This window comes from Pseudomonas sp. C1C7 (assembly GCF_013359595.1).
Lineage (GTDB): Bacteria > Pseudomonadota > Gammaproteobacteria > Pseudomonadales > Pseudomonadaceae > Aquipseudomonas.
Genome location: NZ_JABFMP010000002.1, coordinates 234,853 through 253,571, shown reverse-complemented (window position 1 = coordinate 253,571; position 18,719 = coordinate 234,853). Strand labels below are relative to the sequence as shown.

The 18,719-nt window shown below is 60.0% G+C and carries 21 protein-coding genes; 12 read left to right on the top strand and 9 right to left on the bottom strand.

Annotated features, from left to right (window positions below):
* Window positions 1-176 precede the first annotated feature (176 nt).
* Entirely contained in the window at window positions 177-1,001 is an 825-nt protein-coding gene (locus tag HNO86_RS02765; protein WP_175375498.1) for an RHS repeat-associated core domain-containing protein, read from the top strand.
* Between the two features lie 87 nt (window positions 1,002-1,088).
* On the opposite strand, the gene HNO86_RS02760 is transcribed toward HNO86_RS02765, so the two are convergent.
* Together HNO86_RS02760 and HNO86_RS02755 are read right to left on the bottom strand one after the other, a co-directional pair.
* Window positions 1,089-1,394, bottom strand: a complete 306-nt coding sequence (locus HNO86_RS02760) for a chaperone modulator CbpM (RefSeq protein ID WP_175375497.1) — start codon at window positions 1,392-1,394, stop codon at window positions 1,089-1,091.
* A gap of 17 nt (window positions 1,395-1,411) precedes the next feature.
* Complete coding sequence (locus HNO86_RS02755; RefSeq protein ID WP_175375496.1) at window positions 1,412-2,353, bottom strand: DnaJ C-terminal domain-containing protein; 942 nt, start codon at window positions 2,351-2,353, stop codon at window positions 1,412-1,414.
* Window positions 2,354-2,649: 296 nt separating this feature from the next.
* Between HNO86_RS02755 and HNO86_RS02750 the strand changes: the two genes are divergently transcribed.
* Window positions 2,650-3,915, top strand: coding sequence for an Hsp70 family protein (locus tag HNO86_RS02750; protein WP_175375495.1), 1,266 nt, complete (start codon window positions 2,650-2,652; stop codon window positions 3,913-3,915).
* A 127-nt stretch (window positions 3,916-4,042) separates the two neighbouring features.
* Here HNO86_RS02750 and HNO86_RS02745 read toward each other — a convergent pair whose 3' ends face one another.
* The 3 genes from HNO86_RS02745 to HNO86_RS02735 all read right to left on the bottom strand — a co-directional run bounded on the left by HNO86_RS02745 (window position 4,043) and on the right by HNO86_RS02735 (window position 6,393).
* The gene (locus HNO86_RS02745) at window positions 4,043-5,056 is read right to left on the bottom strand and encodes an AI-2E family transporter (RefSeq protein ID WP_175375494.1); all 1,014 of its coding nucleotides are present in this window, start codon (window positions 5,054-5,056) and stop codon (window positions 4,043-4,045) included.
* A gap of 172 nt (window positions 5,057-5,228) precedes the next feature.
* Window positions 5,229-5,534, bottom strand: coding sequence for a PsiF family protein (locus tag HNO86_RS02740; protein ID WP_175375493.1), 306 nt, complete (start codon window positions 5,532-5,534; stop codon window positions 5,229-5,231).
* A gap of 64 nt (window positions 5,535-5,598) precedes the next feature.
* Window positions 5,599-6,393, bottom strand: a complete 795-nt coding sequence (locus tag HNO86_RS02735) for a helix-turn-helix transcriptional regulator (protein ID WP_175375492.1) — start codon at window positions 6,391-6,393, stop codon at window positions 5,599-5,601.
* A gap of 96 nt (window positions 6,394-6,489) precedes the next feature.
* Between HNO86_RS02735 and HNO86_RS02730 the strand changes: the two genes are divergently transcribed.
* Window positions 6,490-7,377, top strand: coding sequence for a DMT family transporter (locus HNO86_RS02730; RefSeq protein WP_175375491.1), 888 nt, complete (start codon window positions 6,490-6,492; stop codon window positions 7,375-7,377).
* 77 nt (window positions 7,378-7,454) lie between these two features.
* Here HNO86_RS02730 and HNO86_RS02725 read toward each other — a convergent pair whose 3' ends face one another.
* From HNO86_RS02725 to HNO86_RS02715, 3 genes are all read right to left on the bottom strand, one after another.
* Window positions 7,455-8,345, bottom strand: coding sequence for a triacylglycerol lipase (locus tag HNO86_RS02725; protein ID WP_175375490.1), 891 nt, complete (start codon window positions 8,343-8,345; stop codon window positions 7,455-7,457).
* A gap of 107 nt (window positions 8,346-8,452) precedes the next feature.
* On the bottom strand, window positions 8,453-8,758 hold the full coding sequence (locus HNO86_RS02720) for a multidrug efflux SMR transporter (protein WP_095192092.1): 306 nt from the start codon (window positions 8,756-8,758) through the stop codon (window positions 8,453-8,455).
* Complete coding sequence (locus HNO86_RS02715; RefSeq protein WP_175375489.1) at window positions 8,759-9,397, bottom strand: FMN-dependent NADH-azoreductase; 639 nt, start codon at window positions 9,395-9,397, stop codon at window positions 8,759-8,761.
* 121 nt (window positions 9,398-9,518) lie between these two features.
* Between HNO86_RS02715 and HNO86_RS02710 the strand changes: the two genes are divergently transcribed.
* From HNO86_RS02710 to HNO86_RS02700, 3 genes are all read left to right on the top strand, one after another.
* A complete protein-coding gene (locus HNO86_RS02710) occupies window positions 9,519-10,454 on the top strand; it encodes a LysR substrate-binding domain-containing protein (RefSeq protein WP_175375488.1) in 936 nt (311 codons plus the stop codon).
* A 129-nt stretch (window positions 10,455-10,583) separates the two neighbouring features.
* Window positions 10,584-11,351 carry a hypothetical protein gene (locus HNO86_RS02705; protein WP_175375487.1) on the top strand — a complete coding sequence of 256 codons (768 nt, stop codon included), beginning with the start codon at window positions 10,584-10,586 and terminating at the stop codon, window positions 11,349-11,351.
* 76 nt (window positions 11,352-11,427) lie between these two features.
* Window positions 11,428-12,138 (top strand): hypothetical protein, encoded by a 711-nt coding sequence (locus tag HNO86_RS02700; protein ID WP_175375486.1) that lies wholly within the window; start codon window positions 11,428-11,430, stop codon window positions 12,136-12,138.
* 54 nt (window positions 12,139-12,192) lie between these two features.
* On the opposite strand, the gene HNO86_RS02695 is transcribed toward HNO86_RS02700, so the two are convergent.
* On the bottom strand, window positions 12,193-14,262 hold the full coding sequence (locus tag HNO86_RS02695; protein ID WP_175375485.1) for an AsmA family protein: 2,070 nt from the start codon (window positions 14,260-14,262) through the stop codon (window positions 12,193-12,195).
* 385 nt (window positions 14,263-14,647) lie between these two features.
* Between HNO86_RS02695 and HNO86_RS02690 the strand changes: the two genes are divergently transcribed.
* From HNO86_RS02690 to HNO86_RS02665, 6 genes are all read left to right on the top strand, one after another.
* The gene (locus tag HNO86_RS02690) at window positions 14,648-15,097 is read left to right on the top strand and encodes a hypothetical protein (protein WP_175375484.1); all 450 of its coding nucleotides are present in this window, start codon (window positions 14,648-14,650) and stop codon (window positions 15,095-15,097) included.
* A 171-nt stretch (window positions 15,098-15,268) separates the two neighbouring features.
* Window positions 15,269-15,901, top strand: a complete 633-nt coding sequence (locus HNO86_RS02685; protein WP_175375483.1) for a TetR family transcriptional regulator — start codon at window positions 15,269-15,271, stop codon at window positions 15,899-15,901.
* Window positions 15,902-16,190: 289 nt separating this feature from the next.
* A complete protein-coding gene (gene ureE / locus HNO86_RS02680; protein WP_175375482.1) occupies window positions 16,191-16,691 on the top strand; it encodes an urease accessory protein UreE in 501 nt (166 codons plus the stop codon).
* Entirely contained in the window at window positions 16,688-17,362 is a 675-nt protein-coding gene (locus tag HNO86_RS02675; protein ID WP_175375481.1) for an urease accessory protein UreF, read from the top strand. The genes ureE and HNO86_RS02675 overlap by 4 nt, the downstream gene beginning before the upstream one ends.
* Before the next feature lie 21 nt (window positions 17,363-17,383).
* A complete protein-coding gene (ureG, locus tag HNO86_RS02670; protein WP_137807103.1) occupies window positions 17,384-17,998 on the top strand; it encodes an urease accessory protein UreG in 615 nt (204 codons plus the stop codon).
* A gap of 29 nt (window positions 17,999-18,027) precedes the next feature.
* Entirely contained in the window at window positions 18,028-18,600 is a 573-nt protein-coding gene (locus HNO86_RS02665) for a HupE/UreJ family protein (protein ID WP_175375480.1), read from the top strand.
* Window positions 18,601-18,719 lie beyond the last annotated feature (119 nt).

The following is an 18,719-nucleotide window of genomic DNA, read 5'->3' as shown; positions in this document are numbered from 1 at the left end:
ACCACCCCTGAACGGTGCTTCGTGTATCCCTCCTGCCGCAGGTTTACAGCTGATTTAAAGGATGCGCTCTGTACAGGAGCCGTCTATCGGGGGGCTATCTGTTCTGCTAGTACCCGAAACACGGCATCGAGAGCAGACTGGGGCTGGATCAAATTTCTGCGCTGGATGACCTGGACATGTCTCGTACTTTACTGCTGGCTGCCGACCACCAAAATTCAATACTTGCTGAACTTGCTGCAAGCCAGCCCAATTCCATCGCTTACGCCGCTTATGGGGGAGAGTCCGCACCACAGGCGATTGCCACACACTTGGGGTTCAATGGCCAATTATGCGAAAGGAAGATCGGCTGGTATTTGCTGGGAAAGGGCTATCGGGCTTACAACCCGATTTTGATGCGGTTTCATAGCCCGGACGGTTGGAGTCCGTTTGGGAGCGGTGGACGGAATGCGTATATGTATTGCGCAGGGGATCCGAGGAATTTTACGGATCCGACGGGGCATATGCTTAGCAAAGTCAAACTATTGCTTAAACCGAAGAAAGCTTTAACTGGAGCAGCGAGTACTTCCAGCTTAAGTCCGCTCACTTCCAACGCCGCAGAAATGGCTACTTCAGCCCCACCCCAGACCATACCAGCGCTCGCTAGAGAAACTCACACAAAGCCCATTGTGACCGAAAGCCACTTCATCGACTACGGCCCTTGGCGTGAAACTCCTCTTCCGATTCCGTCAAAGAAAGCTCCTCGTTTTAATGACACTGGTGGACAAGTCAGTATCCTCAGTCCCAATCAGACTCCAGGTAAGCCTTCGAATTATCATGAAGCATGGAAAAGTCAGCCATTTAAATTTCCTTACGCTCCTGTTCCCCCAAGTAGAACACTAAAAAGTGGCGCCACGCGTGAGTACTATGTGACGTACGACGCGAATGGGAATCCAACGCAGAGCAGCGTTCAGAAAATGACTCTGCCCCAACTACAGAGCGGAATCCGAGCCGCAAAGAAGTAGCCCCGAAAATCCGAATCATCAATGATGACGACCAAATTGTCTGCATTCACGGGCAACCGGCTCTAGGAGTAGCAGTGTTGTTAGACGCTACTCCACCACCAACCGCCCCAACCGCTGCTTCAACATCCGATTCTCCGCCCTTAACTGCTGGACCTCTTCCAAAAGGTCCAGCGCCAGGGCAACCCCTTCCCAGTCCAGCTCCAGATCGTTGCGCAGCTTGGCGGCGCGTTTGGCCAGGGCCAGTTCGTAATCGGTGAAGCGCCAGTCCTTGGGCACTGTCCCCTGAGGTTCGAGGATGCCGTGCTCGACGATTTCGATCACGTAGACGTCCGACAGGTCGGTCGCCTCACAGAATTCTGTCAGGTCCAGTTGAACGATCAGGGGTGTGCTCATGATGGGCTACTCCGGATTCAGAAATTTTCTCTCGGGTCGAAGGCGGCTTTCTTTGCCAGCTCCTGCCACAGGGCCTTGATGTCATCGTCGGATTTTTTCGGCATGACGGCCTTCAGCTGCACGAACAGATACCCGCGCTCACCTGCCTTGTTCATCAAGCCATGGCCCTTGGCGCGCATGCGCTGGCCGTTCTGGCTGCCGGCGGGGACCTTGAGGTTGATCTTGCCGGTCAGGGTCGGCACCGCCACTTCAGTACCCAGGGCCAATTCCCACGGTGCCAGCGGCAGCGTGATGATCAGGTTTTCGCCTTCGACGTCGAATTTCGGGTGCGGCGCAAAGCGAATGGTCAGATACAGGTCGCCATTGGCGCCACCGCCAACCCCCGGCGCGCCCTGCCCTTTGAGGCGGATGCGTTCGCCGTCGCTCACCCCGGCGGGGATTTTCACGTTCAGGCTTTTAGGCGTGTTGCTGACGTGCTGGCCCGCCGCGTTGTACTGCGGTACCTGGAAGGTGACCTTCTTCGATTCGTTCGACAGGGTTTCCTCGAGGAATACCCCCAGTTCCATTTCCACGTCCTGGCCTTTGCGCCCGGTGCTGCGACGCGACTGTCCGCCACCAAAGCCGGGGCCACGGTTACCGAAAATGGAACTGAAGAAATCCGAGAAATCGCCCGTGTCCTGACCGCCACCAAAACCACCTCGGCTCTGCCAGCCCGGTGGCCCCTGGAACGGTTGGCCATGCTGGCCATAGCGGCGCAGGTCATCGTATTCGGCGCGCTTGTCGGCACTTTTCAGCGCTTCATAGGCTTCCGAGGCGTCCTTGAACTTGGCTTCGGCGTCCTTTTCCTTGCTGACGTCGGGGTGGTATTTGCGCGCCAGCTTGCGATAGGCCGCCTTGATCGCCTTGTCGTCGGCTGTCGGTTCCACACCGAGTATCTTGTAATAGTCTTTGAAGTCCATCGCGGGAATCACCATCCGTTATCGAAATCGCGCCACCTGCCACAGCATGCGCCTGTTGGGCACGCAGAAGTTGACCGATCTCAGGATTGTGACCGGGCAGCGCATCAGAAGTTTATCGGCAGCAGGCAGGACGACTTGCGTTCGCCCGGGGCTGGCCGGTTGATGCAGGGTAGTTTGGGGGTGATGGCACATCTTTCAAGGCGTTGAGCGGCAAGATTTAGCGGATAACCGGCCTTCGATTCTGCGCCGCACTGACATACACTGCGCGGCCGTTTTTTAACCGGAACCTGAAAGACATGAAAAACGCCTCCCCAGCCCGTGCCTGCGGTATCGACTTCGGCACGTCCAACTCCACCGTCGGCTGGCTTCGCCCCGGCATGGAAACGCTGATTGCGCTGGAGGATGACAAGATCACCCTGCCGTCGGTGGTCTTCTTCAACCTCGAAGAACGCCGCCCGGTCTACGGCCGTCTGGCGCTGCACGAGTACCTGGAAGGCTACGAAGGCCGCCTGATGCGCTCGCTCAAGAGCCTGCTGGGTTCCAAGCTGATCAAGCACGACACCAGCGTGTTGGGCACGGCGATGCCGTTCAAGGATCTGCTGGGCCTGTTCATCGGCCAGCTCAAGAGCCGCGCCGAAGCCACCGCCGGTCGGGAATTCGAACAAGTGGTGCTGGGCCGCCCGGTGTTTTTCGTCGACGAGGACCCGGTGGCCGACAAGGAAGCCGAAGACACCCTGGTGGAAGTGGCGCGCAAGATCGGCTTCAAGGACGTCTCGTTCCAGTACGAACCGATCGCGGCGGCATTCGACTATGAATCGACCATCGAGAAGGAGGAGCTGGTCCTGATCGTCGACATCGGCGGTGGTACGTCCGACTTCTCGCTGGTGCGCCTGTCGCCCGAGCGTCGGACCGTGGCCAACCGTCAGGACGACATCCTGGCCACCGGCGGCGTGCACATCGGCGGTACCGACTTCGACAAGCAGCTGAGCCTGCAGGGCCTGATGCCGCTGTTCGGCTACGGCAGCCGGATGAAGAGCGGCGCCTTCATGCCCACCAGCCACCACATGAACCTGGCGACCTGGCACACCATCAACTCGGTGTACTCGCAGAAGTCGCAGCTGGCCCTGGGCAGCATGCGCTACGACATCGAGGACACCGGCGGCATCGATCGCCTGTTCAAGCTGATCGAACAGCGCGCCGGGCACTGGCTGGCGATGCTGGTGGAAGAAACCAAGATCGAGCTGACCTACTCAGACGTCCGTCAGGTGCCGTTGGACCGCATCGAGCCGGGCCTGAGCGTGGACCTGAGCCGCGCGCTGTTCGAATCGGCCATCGAGAACCTGCTCGAACGCGTGCGCAACAGCGTCAGCCAGCTGCTGACCGATGCCAATGTCGGCTTCGATCAGGTGGATACGGTGTTCTTCACCGGCGGTTCGAGCGGGATTCCGGCGCTGCGCAACAGTGTGTCGGCGATGTTGCCGAATGCTCGGCATGTCGAAGGGAATATCTTCGGCAGCATTGGTAGCGGACTGGCGATTGAGGCGGCGAAGCGTTATGGTTGAGGAGCAGTTGCGAGCTTCAAGCTAAAAGCTAAAAGCTAAAAGCTAAAAGCTGCAAGTAAGAGCGAAGGCAGACCGCATTTGCTCTTGCCTCTACTTGCAGCTTGCAGCTCGCAGCTCGCATCTCCCCCTATACCATCCCCACCTGCTTCAACTCACTCTTCAGATACGCGTAGTAAATCGGCCCCGCCACCACCCCCGGCAAGCCGAACGCCGCTTCGAACACCAGCATCGCCAGCAGCAACTCCCACGACTTGGCACTGATCTGCCCGCCGACGATGCGCGCGTTGAGGAAGTATTCGACCTTGTGGATCACGATCAGGTAACCCAGCGCCGCCACCGCCACCCAGATCGACAGCGAGAGGCCGACGATGGTGATCAGGGTGTTGGACATCAGGTTGCCGATCACCGGCAGCAGGCCGAGCAGGAAGGTCAGGACGATCAGGGTCTTGGTCAGCGGCAGCTTGATGCCGAACATCGGCAGCACCACCGCCAAGAAGATCCCGGTGAAGGCGGTGTTGAGCAGGGAAATCTTGATCTGCGCGAAGACGATATTGCGAAAGGCCTGGACCAGCAGGTGCAGGCGGTCGAACAGCGCGGCGGCCAGCGGCTTGCGCTTGGTCAGGTCCGGCACGCGCTGCAGGGCGATGATCGCGCCGAGCACCATGCCGATCAGCAGCGTCACGAACATGTGCGCCACGTCCTTGCCCACCAGCTGCAAGTCGCTCAGGTGCTTGCTCATCCACTCACCGATCGCCACCCGGAACTCCGCGGCGCTGGCCGGCAGGTAGGCGTCGATGAACGGCGGCAACTGACTGCGGGCGCGGTCGACCACGTGCATGAATTTGTCCAGGGATGCGCCGGGGTTTTCCGCTTCGTGCAGCAGGAAGCTGAAGGCGCCAGCGAAGATCAGGGTCAGCACACTGACCACCAGGGTCCCCAGCAACGCCACCGCCAGCCAGCGCGCACGCCGGCCTTCGATCAGCCGCTGCAATTGCGGGGTGAGCATGTTGACCAGCTCGAACACCAGCAACCCGGCCAGCAGGCTGGGCAACAAGCGCAGGGGGATCACCAGCAGCAGTCCGCCAAAAATGATGATCCAGCTGATCACCAGCAATACATGACGTTGAGAAAACGTTGGCATACAGCCTCAAAACGAACAGCGTAAAAGGATTGGCAGTCTGCCAGCGTTCCGGTGATGAAGCGAGCGCATGAAAACGCGATCGGCGGCGCGCCGAAAAGATCGCAGCCTGCGGCAGCTCCTACAGGGATCGCGTTCTCATGTAGGAGCTGCCGAAGGCTGCGATCTTTTGACTTTATTTTTTCTTGAGGCAATCACTCATGAACGCCTTGCGCTCATCGCCCTTGAGGGCTTTGGTCGCGGCGTCGGCGTTGCAGGTCTTCATTTTTTCCTGCTGCGGAGTCAGGGCCTTGGCGTCGTTGGCTGCCGGAGCCGCTTTGAGGCAGTTGCTCATGAAGGCTTTGCGTTCATCGCCCTTGAGGCTTTTTGCGGTGGCGTCGGCATTGCAGGTGGTCATCTTGTTCTGTTGTTCAGTGGCGGCGAAGCCCTGGGAGCAGAGCAGCAACCCGATCATCAACAAAGGGACACGCAGCATCTTCATGGAGTTTTCTCCTTGTCGCCGCACCGAGGGGGACGGCCATGCTGTGGAGTGTAGACAAAGCCTGTTACACCTTCCTGCTGTCCAGATGGCTGCGTCGATACTGCTCCGGCGTGCACCCGGCCTGACGCTGGAACATCGCGATAAAGGCCGAACCGGTGCTGTAGCCCATGTCGAAGGCGATTTCCTGAATGCTGCGCGGGCTGTCCAGCGCCTCGATGGCGGCGAGAAAGCGCAGGCGCTGGCGCCACTCACCGAAGCTCATGCCCAGCTCGCGGACAAACTGCCGCGCCAGAGTGCGTTCGCTCACATAAATCCGCGCCGCCCAATCCGCCAACGGCCGGTTATCCCCGGGCTCGTTCTGCAGGGCTTCGAGAATCCCCAGCAGGCCAGGACTGCTGGCGTAGGGCAGATAGCACTCGTGCATGGGCGCCTGTTGCAACTGGTCCACCAGCACCTGGGCCAGACGCCGGTCCGCGTCCCGCTCGGGCACTTTTACATCCCGGGCGGCGAAATCCTTGAGGATGGCCTTGAGAATGTCGTTGATGGCCAGCGTACAGGCCTGGGGCGGCAGATCGCGGCAGAGCGACGGCGCCAGACAGACCGCGCGGTAGTTCACCGGTTCGTTGATGTAGAAACTGTGCTCGGTCTCGGGCGGCACCCACACCGCGTATTGCGGCGGCGACAAGTAACGGCTGCCACCGATTTCCATGTGCAGCACGCCATGGGCCACATATTCCAGGGTCCCCCAGGGGTGGCGATGGGGCGAGGCAAAGCGGTGCGCGTCAAAATCGGCGTAGCGGAAGTACACCGGGGCGGGCAATTCGCTGAAGCTCAGAAGGTCGACGTGTTGGCTGGTCATGCTGTCCGAAATCAGGGGCGGGTTGTCTGGATCGAAGTATAGGCCTGTAACCGGACAAGGGATAATTGCCCCTCATTAACGTTCTGGTTTTTCCCGATGCAATACGCATATCCCCTGCTGGCCATCCTTATCTGGGCCGGCAACACCGTCGTCACCAAAATGTCGGCCGGCTCGATCTTCCCCGCGCAGATCGGTTTCTACCGCTGGCTGCTCGCCGGACTGCTGTTCACGCCCTTCATGCTTAAACCGGTGACTGCCCATTGGGCGGTGATTCGCCCCAACCTTGGCAAGGTGTTCATCCTTGGCGTGCTGGGCATGGCGGTCTATCAGAGTCTGGCGTACTTCGCCGCCGGCCTGACTTCGGCCACCAACATGGGGATCATCCTGTCGCTGATGCCGTTGATGTCGCTGGCCATGGCGATCATCAGCCTCGGCCAGCGCCTGACCGCCGGCGCGCTGGTCGGTGCGGTGCTGTCGTTGATCGGGGTGTTGGTGGTGGTCTCGTCCGGCAGCCTCGCGCTGTTGCTGGAGCACGGGGTGAACCTGGGCGACGCGATGATGCTGATCGCCACACTGGCCTACGCGGTCTACAGCACCCTGTTGAAAAAATGGCATCTGAAGTTGCCCAAGCTGGTGCTGCTGTATCTGCAGATACTGGTGGCGGTACTGGTGTTGTTTCCGCTGTTTGTCCTCTCACCGAAAACCGGCCTGACGGCGCAAAACATTCCGCTGGTGCTGTATGCCTGCCTGTTGGCCTCGATGCTCGCACCGCTGGCGTGGATGCAGGCGGTGGTGCGCCTGGGGCCGAGCCGGACCACGCTGTTTTTCAACCTCCTGCCGGTGATGACGGCGCTGATTGCGGCGCTGGTGCTGCGCGAGCAGTTGGCGATGTATCACCTGGTGGGCGGGGTCCTGACCTTGGGTGGGGTGATTGTTTCGGAGCGGTGGACCACCGTGTTGGGTCGCAAGATTAGCGTTGCCTGAAGCAGAAAAGATCGCAGCCTTCGGCCGCTCCTGCACCGATCAATGCAGGAGCGGCCGAAGGCTGCGATCTTTTGATCTTACAAACCGGCCGCCTTGAGCCGGGCCCCATGCTCGACAAACAACCGAATCGGCTCCGCCCCCTTCCCCACCAACCCCAGCGACTGATTGACGATGTCGAAATGGTCCAGCGGGTATTCATCGCCAATCACCGTCCCCAAATGCGAGCTGTAGCGCCCGACCATCCCGTCGCAATGCCCCGCTTCGCGCACGAAGGTCCTGGCGAACAACCGGCAACTGCGGCTGGTGCCATCGAGCAGGTTGCGTCCGCGGTTGGTCTTGCCCGGTTGCAAGGTGCCCGACCAGGAGTAATAGCGCACGCCATTGACTTGCGGCGGCCCATGCCCGCCCCAAGTCTGCGGCAGCCCCTGTGGATAACGTTGATTGAACAGCGCCACCCCTTCGGTGGTGAGCGAATGGTGGGAAGCGTGAATATCCACCGGCAGCTTCGGACCGCGATAACCGGTTTCCAGCAGGCTCATCAGCGCCGCAATCATCCGGATCAGAACGCTCAGCAGCCGACCTCGCACACTGTCATGGGGATAGTGGGTGTGCAGGTAATCGGCGAGCTCCGAACCGTGATTCGGTCCCGCCACCGAGGTCACCGACGCCACTCGGTCCGGTCGCTTGGCCGCCGCATAACGCGCCGTCAGCGCGCCCTGGCTGTGACCGATCAGGTTGACCTTTTCGGCCCCGGTCTCACGCAGGATTTCCTCGATCCGCGCCAGCAATTGCTCGCCGCGCACCTCGCTGGAATGCACAGGCGAGACCTGCACCGCGAACACCCGCGCACCGTCCCGGCGCAGCGCCGGGATGATCCCGTACCAGTACGGATAGAGCAGCACCCGGACAAACCCGAGCATTCCCGGGACCAGCACCAGCGGGTAACGCGTGGCCGAACCGTGCGACATGGGCGGACTTCCTTGTGATCGAAGGCTGGAGCAAGGCGCGATGCAGGACCTGCGCCAAGCATCACCAGCGAAGATGACAACTCGACGACCAGTCTAGGCCATCCGCCTCACTTCAAACCCACGACGCCCGCCACGATCAATCCCACCGACAGCAATTTGACCGCGCTCAGGCTTTCCCCCAGCAGCGCGAAGCCGAGAAACACCGTGCCCAGCGAACCGATGGCGGTCCAGATCGGGTAGGCGATGCTCACCGGCAACTCGCGCATGGCCAGGGTCAGGAAGTACACCCCGCCCACGGCCGCCACCACCGTGATCAGCGACGGCCACAGGCGGGTGAAACCCTCGGCGTACTTCATGCCCATGGCGAAGGTGACTTCGAAGCCGGCGGCAATCAGAAGAAACAGCCAGGCCATCTAGAACTCCCTGGCCAGCGCGACCAGCCGTTGTTCAGCCTCGGCGGCGGACACCGCGAACGTGCGCGCCTCGGACTCTTCGCCCTCGGCGGCGACCACCGTGACATCGGTGATGCCGATGAAACCCAGCGCCGTGCGCAGCAATGGATCGGCATGGTTCATGGCTTCCAGTTCACCGCCCGGACCGAAACCGAAGCCGCCGCGACTGGTGACGATCAGCGCCTTTTTGCCGTGCACCAGCGGCTCGTACTGGGCCACGCCGTTGTCCAGGGTGTGATTGAACGTCAGGCCGATGCGCACGATCTGATCGATCCAGGCCTTCAAGCCGCTGGGCACGCTGAAGTTGTGCATGGGCGTGGAGATCACCAGCAGGTCGTGGCCCAACAACTCGCCGACCAGTTCGTCGCTGAACGCCAGATCTGCCTGCATCGAGAGCGGCCGCGCCTCGGGCTGTGGATAAAACGCCGCGGCCACGAACGCCTCGTTGACCGGCGCAATCAACGCCCGCCCGACTTCACGGCGGGTCAGCGACACCTTCGGATTGCGCGCCTGGAACGCCGACAAGAACGCTTCCGCCAACCGCCGCGAATGCGACCGCTCACCCCGTGGACTGGCATGAATCGCAAGAATCTTACTCATCTGTATCTCCTCAAGGACTAGACTGGAACCACTTGTGGTTTGCAGCTTGAGGCTCGCAGCCGCGTCCCAACAACTGATCAGAAATCAGTCAGGATGAATCCATTTCATCCATGGAGTGTTCATGTTTGCCTCACTGCCGCTGACCGCCCTGCGCGCCTTCGAATCGGCCTCGCGCCTGTTGAGCTTCAAGGCTGCCGCCGAAGAGCTGTCCGTGACCCCCACGGCGGTGTCCCATCAGATCCGTTCGCTGGAAACCTGGCTCGGCGTGCAGTTGTTCGAGCGCCTGCCACGCCAGGTGCGCCTGACCGAAGGCGGCGAGCGACTGTTCCACAGCCTGCACGGTGCTTTTCTGGAGGTGGCGCAAAGCGTCGACACCCTGCGCCCGCAACGCAGCGGTACCAGCCTGACGATTTCCACCACCGCGGCCTTCGCCGCCCTATGGCTCGTGCCGCGCCTGGGCCGTTTCTATGCCCGCCATCCGAACATCAGTCTGCGCCTGGACACTCATTGCGAAGTCATCGACTTGCATCAGGACGCCAGCGTCGACCTGGTGGTGCGCTACAGCCTGGATGACTACCCGAACCTGTATGGGCAATGCCTGTTCGATGAAACCTTCGGTGTTTATGGCTCACCGGAACAAGTGAGCCTGGCCGCCACGCGCGTGCCTACGCTGATCAGCGTGCGTTGGCACAACTCCAAACTCTATGCCCACGGCTGGGAGGCCTGGTGCGCGCAATCCGGCGAGACGTGGCTGAGCGCCCGGCCCGCCATGCGCGAATACGACGAGGAGCATTACGCCCTGCAAGCGGCGATTGCCGGGCAGGGTCTGGTGCTGGCGAGCAATATTCTGGTGTCGGACAACGTCGCCAGCGGCCTGCTGGTGCCCTATCGCGGCGACGTGCAGGTGGATGGCGCCGGATACAGCGCGCTGTGTGTACCGGGACGGGAGCGGCATCCACCGGTTCGGGCGTTTTTTGCGTGGTTGCAGGAAGAGACATCAATATCGGGGCAAGTTGCGTTAACCACCTCAACATTCCGACCTCGTCATATTACTTAAATAACACCCCACCGCTAACAACTTATCGATAACTCAAGTTACAAACATCGCTTTGATTTTTATCAGCACAAACTTACTCTAACTCCTACCAGTCACCCGACTGCATGCAAACACGTAAAGGAATACACCATGAACTTTGAACAACGGCTTGAATTTATTGACTCCCTGCCAGCACTGCCAAAAATAAACATGCCACGAGCATTTACCAGCGCCCCGCTTAATCAACCACCTCACGACCCCAGCAAGGCAACCGCCAGTGTAATGCCCGACACAATAAACACGTTTCTCCCAGGAGCCTCACAACAAATAATTGATGATGTGAATCTCTGCAAGCTAGTAATGAAGCACGCCGCCGACAGTAAATACGACGACAAAAAACAGAAAAAAGAATGGTTTCAAGAGTACGTAACTGGACTTTCAAAGATCGGCTGGGCTTTTCAGAATATGAGCAGCCAGGAATCCACCATCAGACGGGTCGGCTTGACGATGGATCAGGTTGCCTTTGAGATTGCTCGCAATTTGCTTACCGCTGACGCTGCCTCGATCTTGTCTAAAGTTGCGAAAGATGCTGTAGGCGCTGTCAAAGAAAGACCTCAAGCCATCTCTATCTTTAACCGTAACTACAAACTTGGCCTTGAAACCAATTTCGACATTTCGCCTGCCTGGGTCGATAACTACGGCCAGGCGAACATGGTCCTCAACTGCATCTCCCTTAATGCGCGGGAGAGCACTCGCGGGGTACTATTCTGGAAATCCACCACAAAGTCCACAACCGTACAAACCAGCGCAGTGCGGGTTTATCTGGACAACAGAACTTTCTCCGGGCTACGCGCCAAATTGATTAGCAAATATACCGACGCCGCCAATAAATTTATCGACAACCTTCCGGATTTTTAAAAAAATCAAAACAATTAAATCGGCAGGTACCTGCCGATTTAATTTTATCTGACTGCAGAAATCGAGCACAAACATCATGGAAACTTCAAATCACAAGACATACCTGGTCAACGGAAACATTGTTGTCTTTATTGGTACACATGACGAAAGTTTTGAAAAAGACATTTTGACCTCAACCCTTATCGGAGAACTCGTATCAAACTCAAAAAACATCCGCGACCCCGAAAAATCAATATCCGAATACGAAGCTTTGGTCGGAAGATTAGGCTGGGTTCAGAATAGCGAACGATTCAAGAAAATCGAATTTTTCAAAAAGAGCCTTTGGAACCTGGTGGATCTAAGTATAGGGACATCGCTGACCGAAAAAGAAAAACAGACGCTATATAAAGTTTTCTTGCAACTGAAAGAGCCGTCCTCCGAACCACTCGTTATCCAAACCATACTCGACAGATTGAACGCCAACATGATTGCCTTCAGTGATGAAACCAATGGCGCTTTCAAAATTGGAGAAACGATTGCTACATCGACACGACTGACCATTGTTCGAAATGACGCAAGTATCATTACAGTCCAGATCGCGTTCAAAACAAACAAAGGGATCAATATCGATATTCTGGATCAACCGCTTCTCAGCTCCATCAAAAACGGGAAGCCCAATATATGGACCTCGGTCAGTTCACTGGCCGCACGCGAGTACGAAAAGCACAGGGCCCTCGTCATAAAAAAAATCGGCAATCACATCCACACAAGTGTATTGCGCGTCCCAACACCTGATGGTGTAAGTTGACCCAATTAATCGCTCCCGGACTTGGCTTCGAGAGCGATCCCCTCCATACCTCTTTCAGTTCTTGACGGTCTTCGGCGCTTTCCCCGCCTTCATCTGCTCCAGCAACGGCGCGCACTGATTCGGCTCTCCCCCGCTCGGAGCCACCAGTGCCAGCAATCCGGCCGCCGGCGCGGCGATCACGCCCAGCGCCACCATCCCCGCCCCGCGCAACATCAACGGCACGGCTTTGACCCCCGCATCGGGCTTGATGAACTTGCCCCGCACGTACAGCGGCGAGCGCAACGAAATCAGGCGCCAGCCCTTGGATTCCGGGGTTACGGTCAAGTCCAGTTGCTCGGTCGCCATGTTGGCCGTGCCGTCGACGTAGATGATCGCGTTCTCGGTATCGAAGACAAACAGCCGCGTGGTCGCCAGGCCCGTCTTGATGTCGAAGTCGGCGGCAGCACAATTGATCTTCACTTCCTTGTCGCCAAAGATCTTGCCCACGACGTAGTTGCCGACGTTCAAACCGGCCAGCTCCATCAACTCGCGACTGATGGCGCCATCGTTGATCAGCATCTTCAGATTGCCGTTGGCGGTACCCAGCAGCTTGGCCACCGAGTTGCCGCGTCCGCTGATGTCGGCATCGCCGTTGAGCTCACCGAAACTGGTCTTCATCGGCTCGAAGGTGGGGAACAGCTGTTTGAGCTTGAAGCCCCGGGCGGTGAGTTTTGCGTGTCCCTCCAGCGGTTCGGTGTGGCCATTGAGGCGAATCTGCGAATCCAGCTTGCCGCCTGCCACGCCGAAACGCAGCGGTTCGAGGCTGAGCACGCCATCGGTGAGGACCAGGTGGGTATACAGATCGGTGAACGGCAGTTTTTCGCTGTGGACGATGCGTTTGCCGGTGAACTCGACGTCGGCGTCCATATCGCGCCAGCGTTCGGTCTTGAATTCCTCCACCGGCAACACCTTGTCCGCCGGTTGCTTGCTCTCGCCGCCGCGAGCCTTCTGCTTGGCGTTGGAGTCGGCACCGATCAACGGCGCGAGGTCGGCGAACAGCAGCTGATTGGACAGCAGCGCACCGCTGAGTTTTGGCCGCGGCTGGCTGGCGACATAGCTCAGGTTGCCGTGAATATCGCTGGAACCGATGGTGCCGTTGAACGCTTCATAGCGGAACACGGCGCCGCCCGGCTCATGCAGCTTGGCAATCAGGTGGCCGTCGGTGGCATAGGGCGGGGTGTCCGGCAGGGTCACGCCGGTCAGCGGGTAGAGATTGCCCAGGCTGGTACCGGCCAGCTTCAGGCGCAGGTCCAGAGCGCCTAGATTCAGCGGATCGGTCAGGGTGCCGGCCAGTTCGACGCTGGTGTCGGCGATCTTCACCTGGGCCTGCAACGGAAATGGCCGGGCTGCATCCTGCAAGGCCAACAGGCCGCCGATCTTGCCTTGGCCCGCCAGTTTCTGGCCGTGATACTGGCCTTTGACCTTCAGACCAAACGCATAGTCCTGAGGCGCGCCGCCCTTCTCCTGAGCGGTTTTCGCGGCCTTGTCGCCGACGATCTCGCTGAACGGAATGGGTTTGCCCAATGGATCGATCAGCACGTCCAGCCGGGTCTTCAGGTTCTGATCGTCAAGGGTGACATGGCCTTTGTCGAAGCCGATCGCGCCGATGTCCAGCACCCAGGGTGACGGCTCGGCATTGGGGTCTTTCGGGTCGAACTTGAATACCCAGTTGGCGCGCCCGTCCGCCAGACGTTGCAGCTCGGCATTGGGTTCGGTCAGGTCGATGCGCGGGATCACCACCCGCTGCGCCAGCAATGCCAGAGGCGAGATGCGCAGTTCCACACGCTTGAGCGTGGCCATGTTCGGCGCTTTCGACCAGTCCGGGTTGCCCAGACTCAAATCCTCGGCCACCACATGCGGCCACGGCACCCAGGCCCGCCAACCGCCCTCCTCCAGCTCGCGACGCCAGACTACCGAGAGGTTGCCGTTGATCGCGAACGGTCGGTGCAATTCCTCGGAAACCTTGGCGTTGAGGGGCGGTTTGATCCGGTTCCAATCGAAGAACACGATGAACAGCACCAGCACCGCCAGTACGACGACCAGGGTGCTGAAGGTCCAGGCGAGAATTTTACGAGTGCGCGTCATTGCACAGAACTCCTGATACGGCTGGGCGCCCCGACCAAGACGCCCATGAGAAACGCAGGGCCCGAACGGCCCGCCATGAAATCTACGACTGAAAAACGGCGCGCAGGTTTAATCGAAAGCGGCTTTTGGCGCAATCGAACGGTCGATTTCTGCTATGCCTGGCACCCGCAGCGTTACCGGCCCCGCACTTTTGTGCGGCACAAGTGAGTCGAAAATACCCACCTCGGTGCAAAATCGTCGGCCTGAAAGGCCCGGTTTAGAGCCTTCGCCGAGAACAATCAATTCCGTTGATTATTAACATTGCGTTTATGAACTTTTATATCGACTTCTCGGAGGTAACAATTTAACCGTCCCTACTTTATCGCCCTGTCACGGAGCACAGATCATGAAACGCCAATTACTGCTTAGTCTTTCCCTCTCTCTGCTGGCCAGCTCTGCCTTCGCACTGCCGGCCGCTGAACAGGCTACTCCGCAAGTCAAAGACAGCCACTCGGTATTCAGCCAGACCGTCGCCGCCGATGGTTCCGATCGCACTCCGGGTCAGACCCTGGCCGAAGGTGGCAACGATCGCCTGAAAGAAAAAGGCCTGATCGCTGAAGACGGCTACGACCAGACCAAAGGTTCTGTTGCCGCCGATGGCTCTGACCGCACCCCTGGTCAAACTCTGGCCGCCGACGGTTCCGATCGCACCCCCGGTCAAACCCTGGCCGCTGACGGTTCCGATCGCACCCCTGGTCAAACCCTGGCCGCTGACGGTTCCGATCGCACCCCTGGTCAAATCCTGGCCGAAGGTGGTGGTGACCGTGTGATTGAACGCAACAGTTCGATGAGCTAAGCCTGATGGCCGCCTTGAAAAAAAGCCCAATCCCCGGATTGGGCTTTTGATTTTCCGGCCTCCCCGGCCGTTCGATGCCTGACCTCCCCGCCTTTCCCTATCGTTGTTCGACGCCGGCAAAGCCTATTTGCTAGAGTGCGCCGCTCTCCTTTCTTAAGAAACGCCTTAGCGATGCTGCCCCGCGCTGAACAGAAACAACAAACTCGCGTCGCCCTGATGGACGCTGCCCGGCACCTGATGGAAGGTGGCCGCGGATTCGGCAGCCTGAGCCTGCGTGAAGTGGCGAAAACCGCCGGGATCGTCCCGACCGGTTTCTACCGGCATTTCGCCGACATGGACGAACTGGGCCTGGCGCTGGTCTGCGAGGTCGGCCAGACCTTCCGCGAAACCATTCGCCTGGTGCGCCACAACGAGTTTGTCATGGGCGGAATCATCGATGCGTCGGTGCGCATCTTTCTCGACGTGGTCAGCGCCAACCGCTCGCAGTTTCTGTTCCTGGCCCGGGAGCAGTACGGCGGCTCACTCCCCGTGCGTCTGGCCATTGGCCGCCTGCGGGAAAACATCAGCTCCGACCTTGCCGCCGACCTGTCGCTGATGCCCAAGCTGCAGCACCTGGACCACGCCGGCCTGAGCGTGATGGCGGATCTGATCGTCAAAAGCGTGTTCGCCACGTTGCCGGACATCATCGACCCGCCGGCCGAGGCGTTGCCGGAGCACCTGACACCCCAAGCGAAGATTACCCAGCAGTTGCGGTTTATCTTCATCGGGTTGAAGCACTGGCAAGGGCTCGGCAGCACCGAGTAAAACCTGCAGAACCACATTCCCATGTGGGAGCTGCCGAAGGCTGCGATCTTTTGATCTTGCTTTTGAACAATCAAAAGATCGCAGCCTCGTTTCACTCGACAGCTCCTGCACGGGGCATCGCAGTCGCTACAAAATGGTGCACCAGACGAAAAGCCTGCACCAATTCCAATCAGTTCCCACAGCCCTTTGAGCCCCTTCCCACGCTTCCGACGGCCATTTCCTACACCTCCCGCCGATTGGCGCGTCCCTTGCTCTAGCCTCTGCAACGTCCATTGCTGGAAGCTTTCCGATGCTGGTGATCCACCGCAGAATCGACCCTCAACCCGTCTGGGCCGCCGAGTTGCACTTGAACTTCGAAGCGCGGAGCAAAAGCCGTTTGCGCTGTTTCAGTGCCGAGGGCGAAGACGTCGGGTTGTTTTTGGAGCGCGGTCAGTCGCCGCTGTATGACGGCGAGTGCCTGCAAGCCGAAGACGGGCGCATCGTCCGCGTCTGTGCCCGCCCCGAACAGCTGCTGCACGTCACCTGCGCCAACGCCTTTGAACTGACCCGCGCGGCCTATCACCTGGGCAATCGCCACGTTGCCTTGCAGGTGGGCGATGGCTGGCTGCGCCTGCTCGACGATTACGTGCTCAAGGCCATGCTCGAACAGCTGGGCGCCAGCGCCGAATCCATCGAAGCGCCGTTCCAGCCGGAGCACGGCGCCTACGGCGGCGGTCACCACCATTCGCGCCACGGCGATGAAGATTTCAACTATCCACCCAAGCTGCACCAGTTCGGCGTGCGCCTGTGAACCCGGCCTGGGCGCTGCTGCGTCTGGCCAGTCCGCAATTGCCGATTGGCGGCTACAGCTATTCCCAGGGGCTGGAAATGGCGGTGGAAAACGGTCGCGTCCACGACACCGACAGCGCGCGACGCTGGATCAGCGATCAATTGCTGCTCAACCTCGCCCGCTTCGAAGCCCCGCTGCTGCTCGCCCATTGCCTGGCCGCGCAGGAAGAAAACTGGTGCGAACTGCTGCAGCGCTGCGAAGAGCACCGCGCCAGCCGGGAAACCCGTGAGCTGCATCTGGAGAGCCGGCAGATGGGCTACTCCCTGCAACAGTTGCTCAATGGCTTGCCGGAACTGGATGCCGCCGCCCGGGCCTTTCTCGCGCAACGCCCGGAGCCGCACCTGGCGCTGGGCTGGGCCCTGGCGGCCCGTGCCTGGCGGATCAGCCCGCAGGACGCGCTGGCCGCGTGGCTGTGGAGCTGGCTGGAAAACCAGCTGGCAGTGCTGATGAAAACCCTGCCACTGGGCCAGCAGGCCGCCCAGCGCCTGACCAGTGAATTGCTGCCGCTTCTGCAACAGGCACAGCTCAACGCAAGCGTTATCAACCCCGAACACATGGGCAGCGCCGTTTTCGGCCTGTCCCTGGCGTGCATGGCCCACGAGCGCCAGTACAGCCGCCTGTTTCGCTCATAAGTCCCCTGTCTGGAGAACCCCATGAACACACAACCCCTGCGCGTCGGCATCGGCGGCCCGGTCGGCTCCGGCAAGACCGCCCTGACCCTGGCCCTGTGCCTGGCCCTGCGCGAGCGCTACAACCTGGCCGTGGTGACCAACGATATCTACACCCGTGAAGACGCCGACTTTCTGGTGCGCAACCAGGCCCTGGCGCCGGAACGCATCATCGGCGTGGAAACCGGCGGTTGCCCGCACACGGCGATCCGAGAAGACGCCTCGATCAACCTGGAAGCCGTGGACCAACTGAACCGGCGCTTTCCGGGGCTGGACCTGATCCTGGTGGAGTCCGGGGGCGACAACCTGTCGGCGACCTTCAGCCCGGAACTGTCCGACCTGACCATCTATGTGATCGACGTGTCCGCCGGTGACAAGCTGCCGCGCAAGGGCGGCCCGGGGATCTGCAAATCCGATCTGCTGGTGATCAACAAGATCGACCTGGCGCCGCTGGTAGGCGCCTCCCTGACCCTGATGGACAGCGACACCACGCGCATGCGCAACGGCAAGCCGTTCGTCTTCAGCAACCAGAAAACCGGCCAGGGCCTGGAAGAGATCATCGCCTTCATCGAACGCCAGGGCCTGCTGACCGCCGCCTGAGCACCACTTATCAACAAGGAAGCTTATCCATGACACTCAAACGCATTCTCGGCGCCCTGGCCCTGCTGCTGACCCCCGCCCTCGCCTTCGCCCACCCGGGTCATGGCGACAACGGCCTGATCGCCGGCATCAGCCACCCGATCGGCGGGCTCGACCATTTGCTGGCAATGCTGGCGGTGGGCCTGTGGGCGGCGCAGCAGACAGGCGCGGCGCGCTGGGCGCTGCCGTGCACCTTCGTCGGCACCATGCTGCTGGGCGGGGTGCTGGGCTTTGAAGGGTTGAACCTGCCGGCGCTGGAAGGCGGGATCGCGGCGTCCGTGCTGGCCCTGGGGCTGGCGGTAGCGCTGGCGGTGCGTCCGCCGTTGAGCCTGGCGGTGGCCGCAACAGCGTTGTTTGCGCTGTTTCACGGTGTGGCCCATGGCCTGGAATTGCCGGACATGTCGAGCCCGTGGGCGTATGCGGCCGGGTTTGTGGCGGCGACGGCGGCGTTGCATGGGGCGGGTTATCTGCTGGTGCGGGTGTTGCCGCAAGCCGCTGCGCCGTTGGTGAGATTGGCGGGTGCGGCTTCGGCGGCGACTGGGGTGTGGTTGCTAGCGGGTTAGTTTTCCATCGTCTGAGATGGCCTCTTCGCGAGCAAGCCCGCTCCCACAGGTTTTGTGGTGAACACAAAATCTGTGATCCACATCGAACCAATGTAGGAGCGGAACCATAAGTTGCCGTT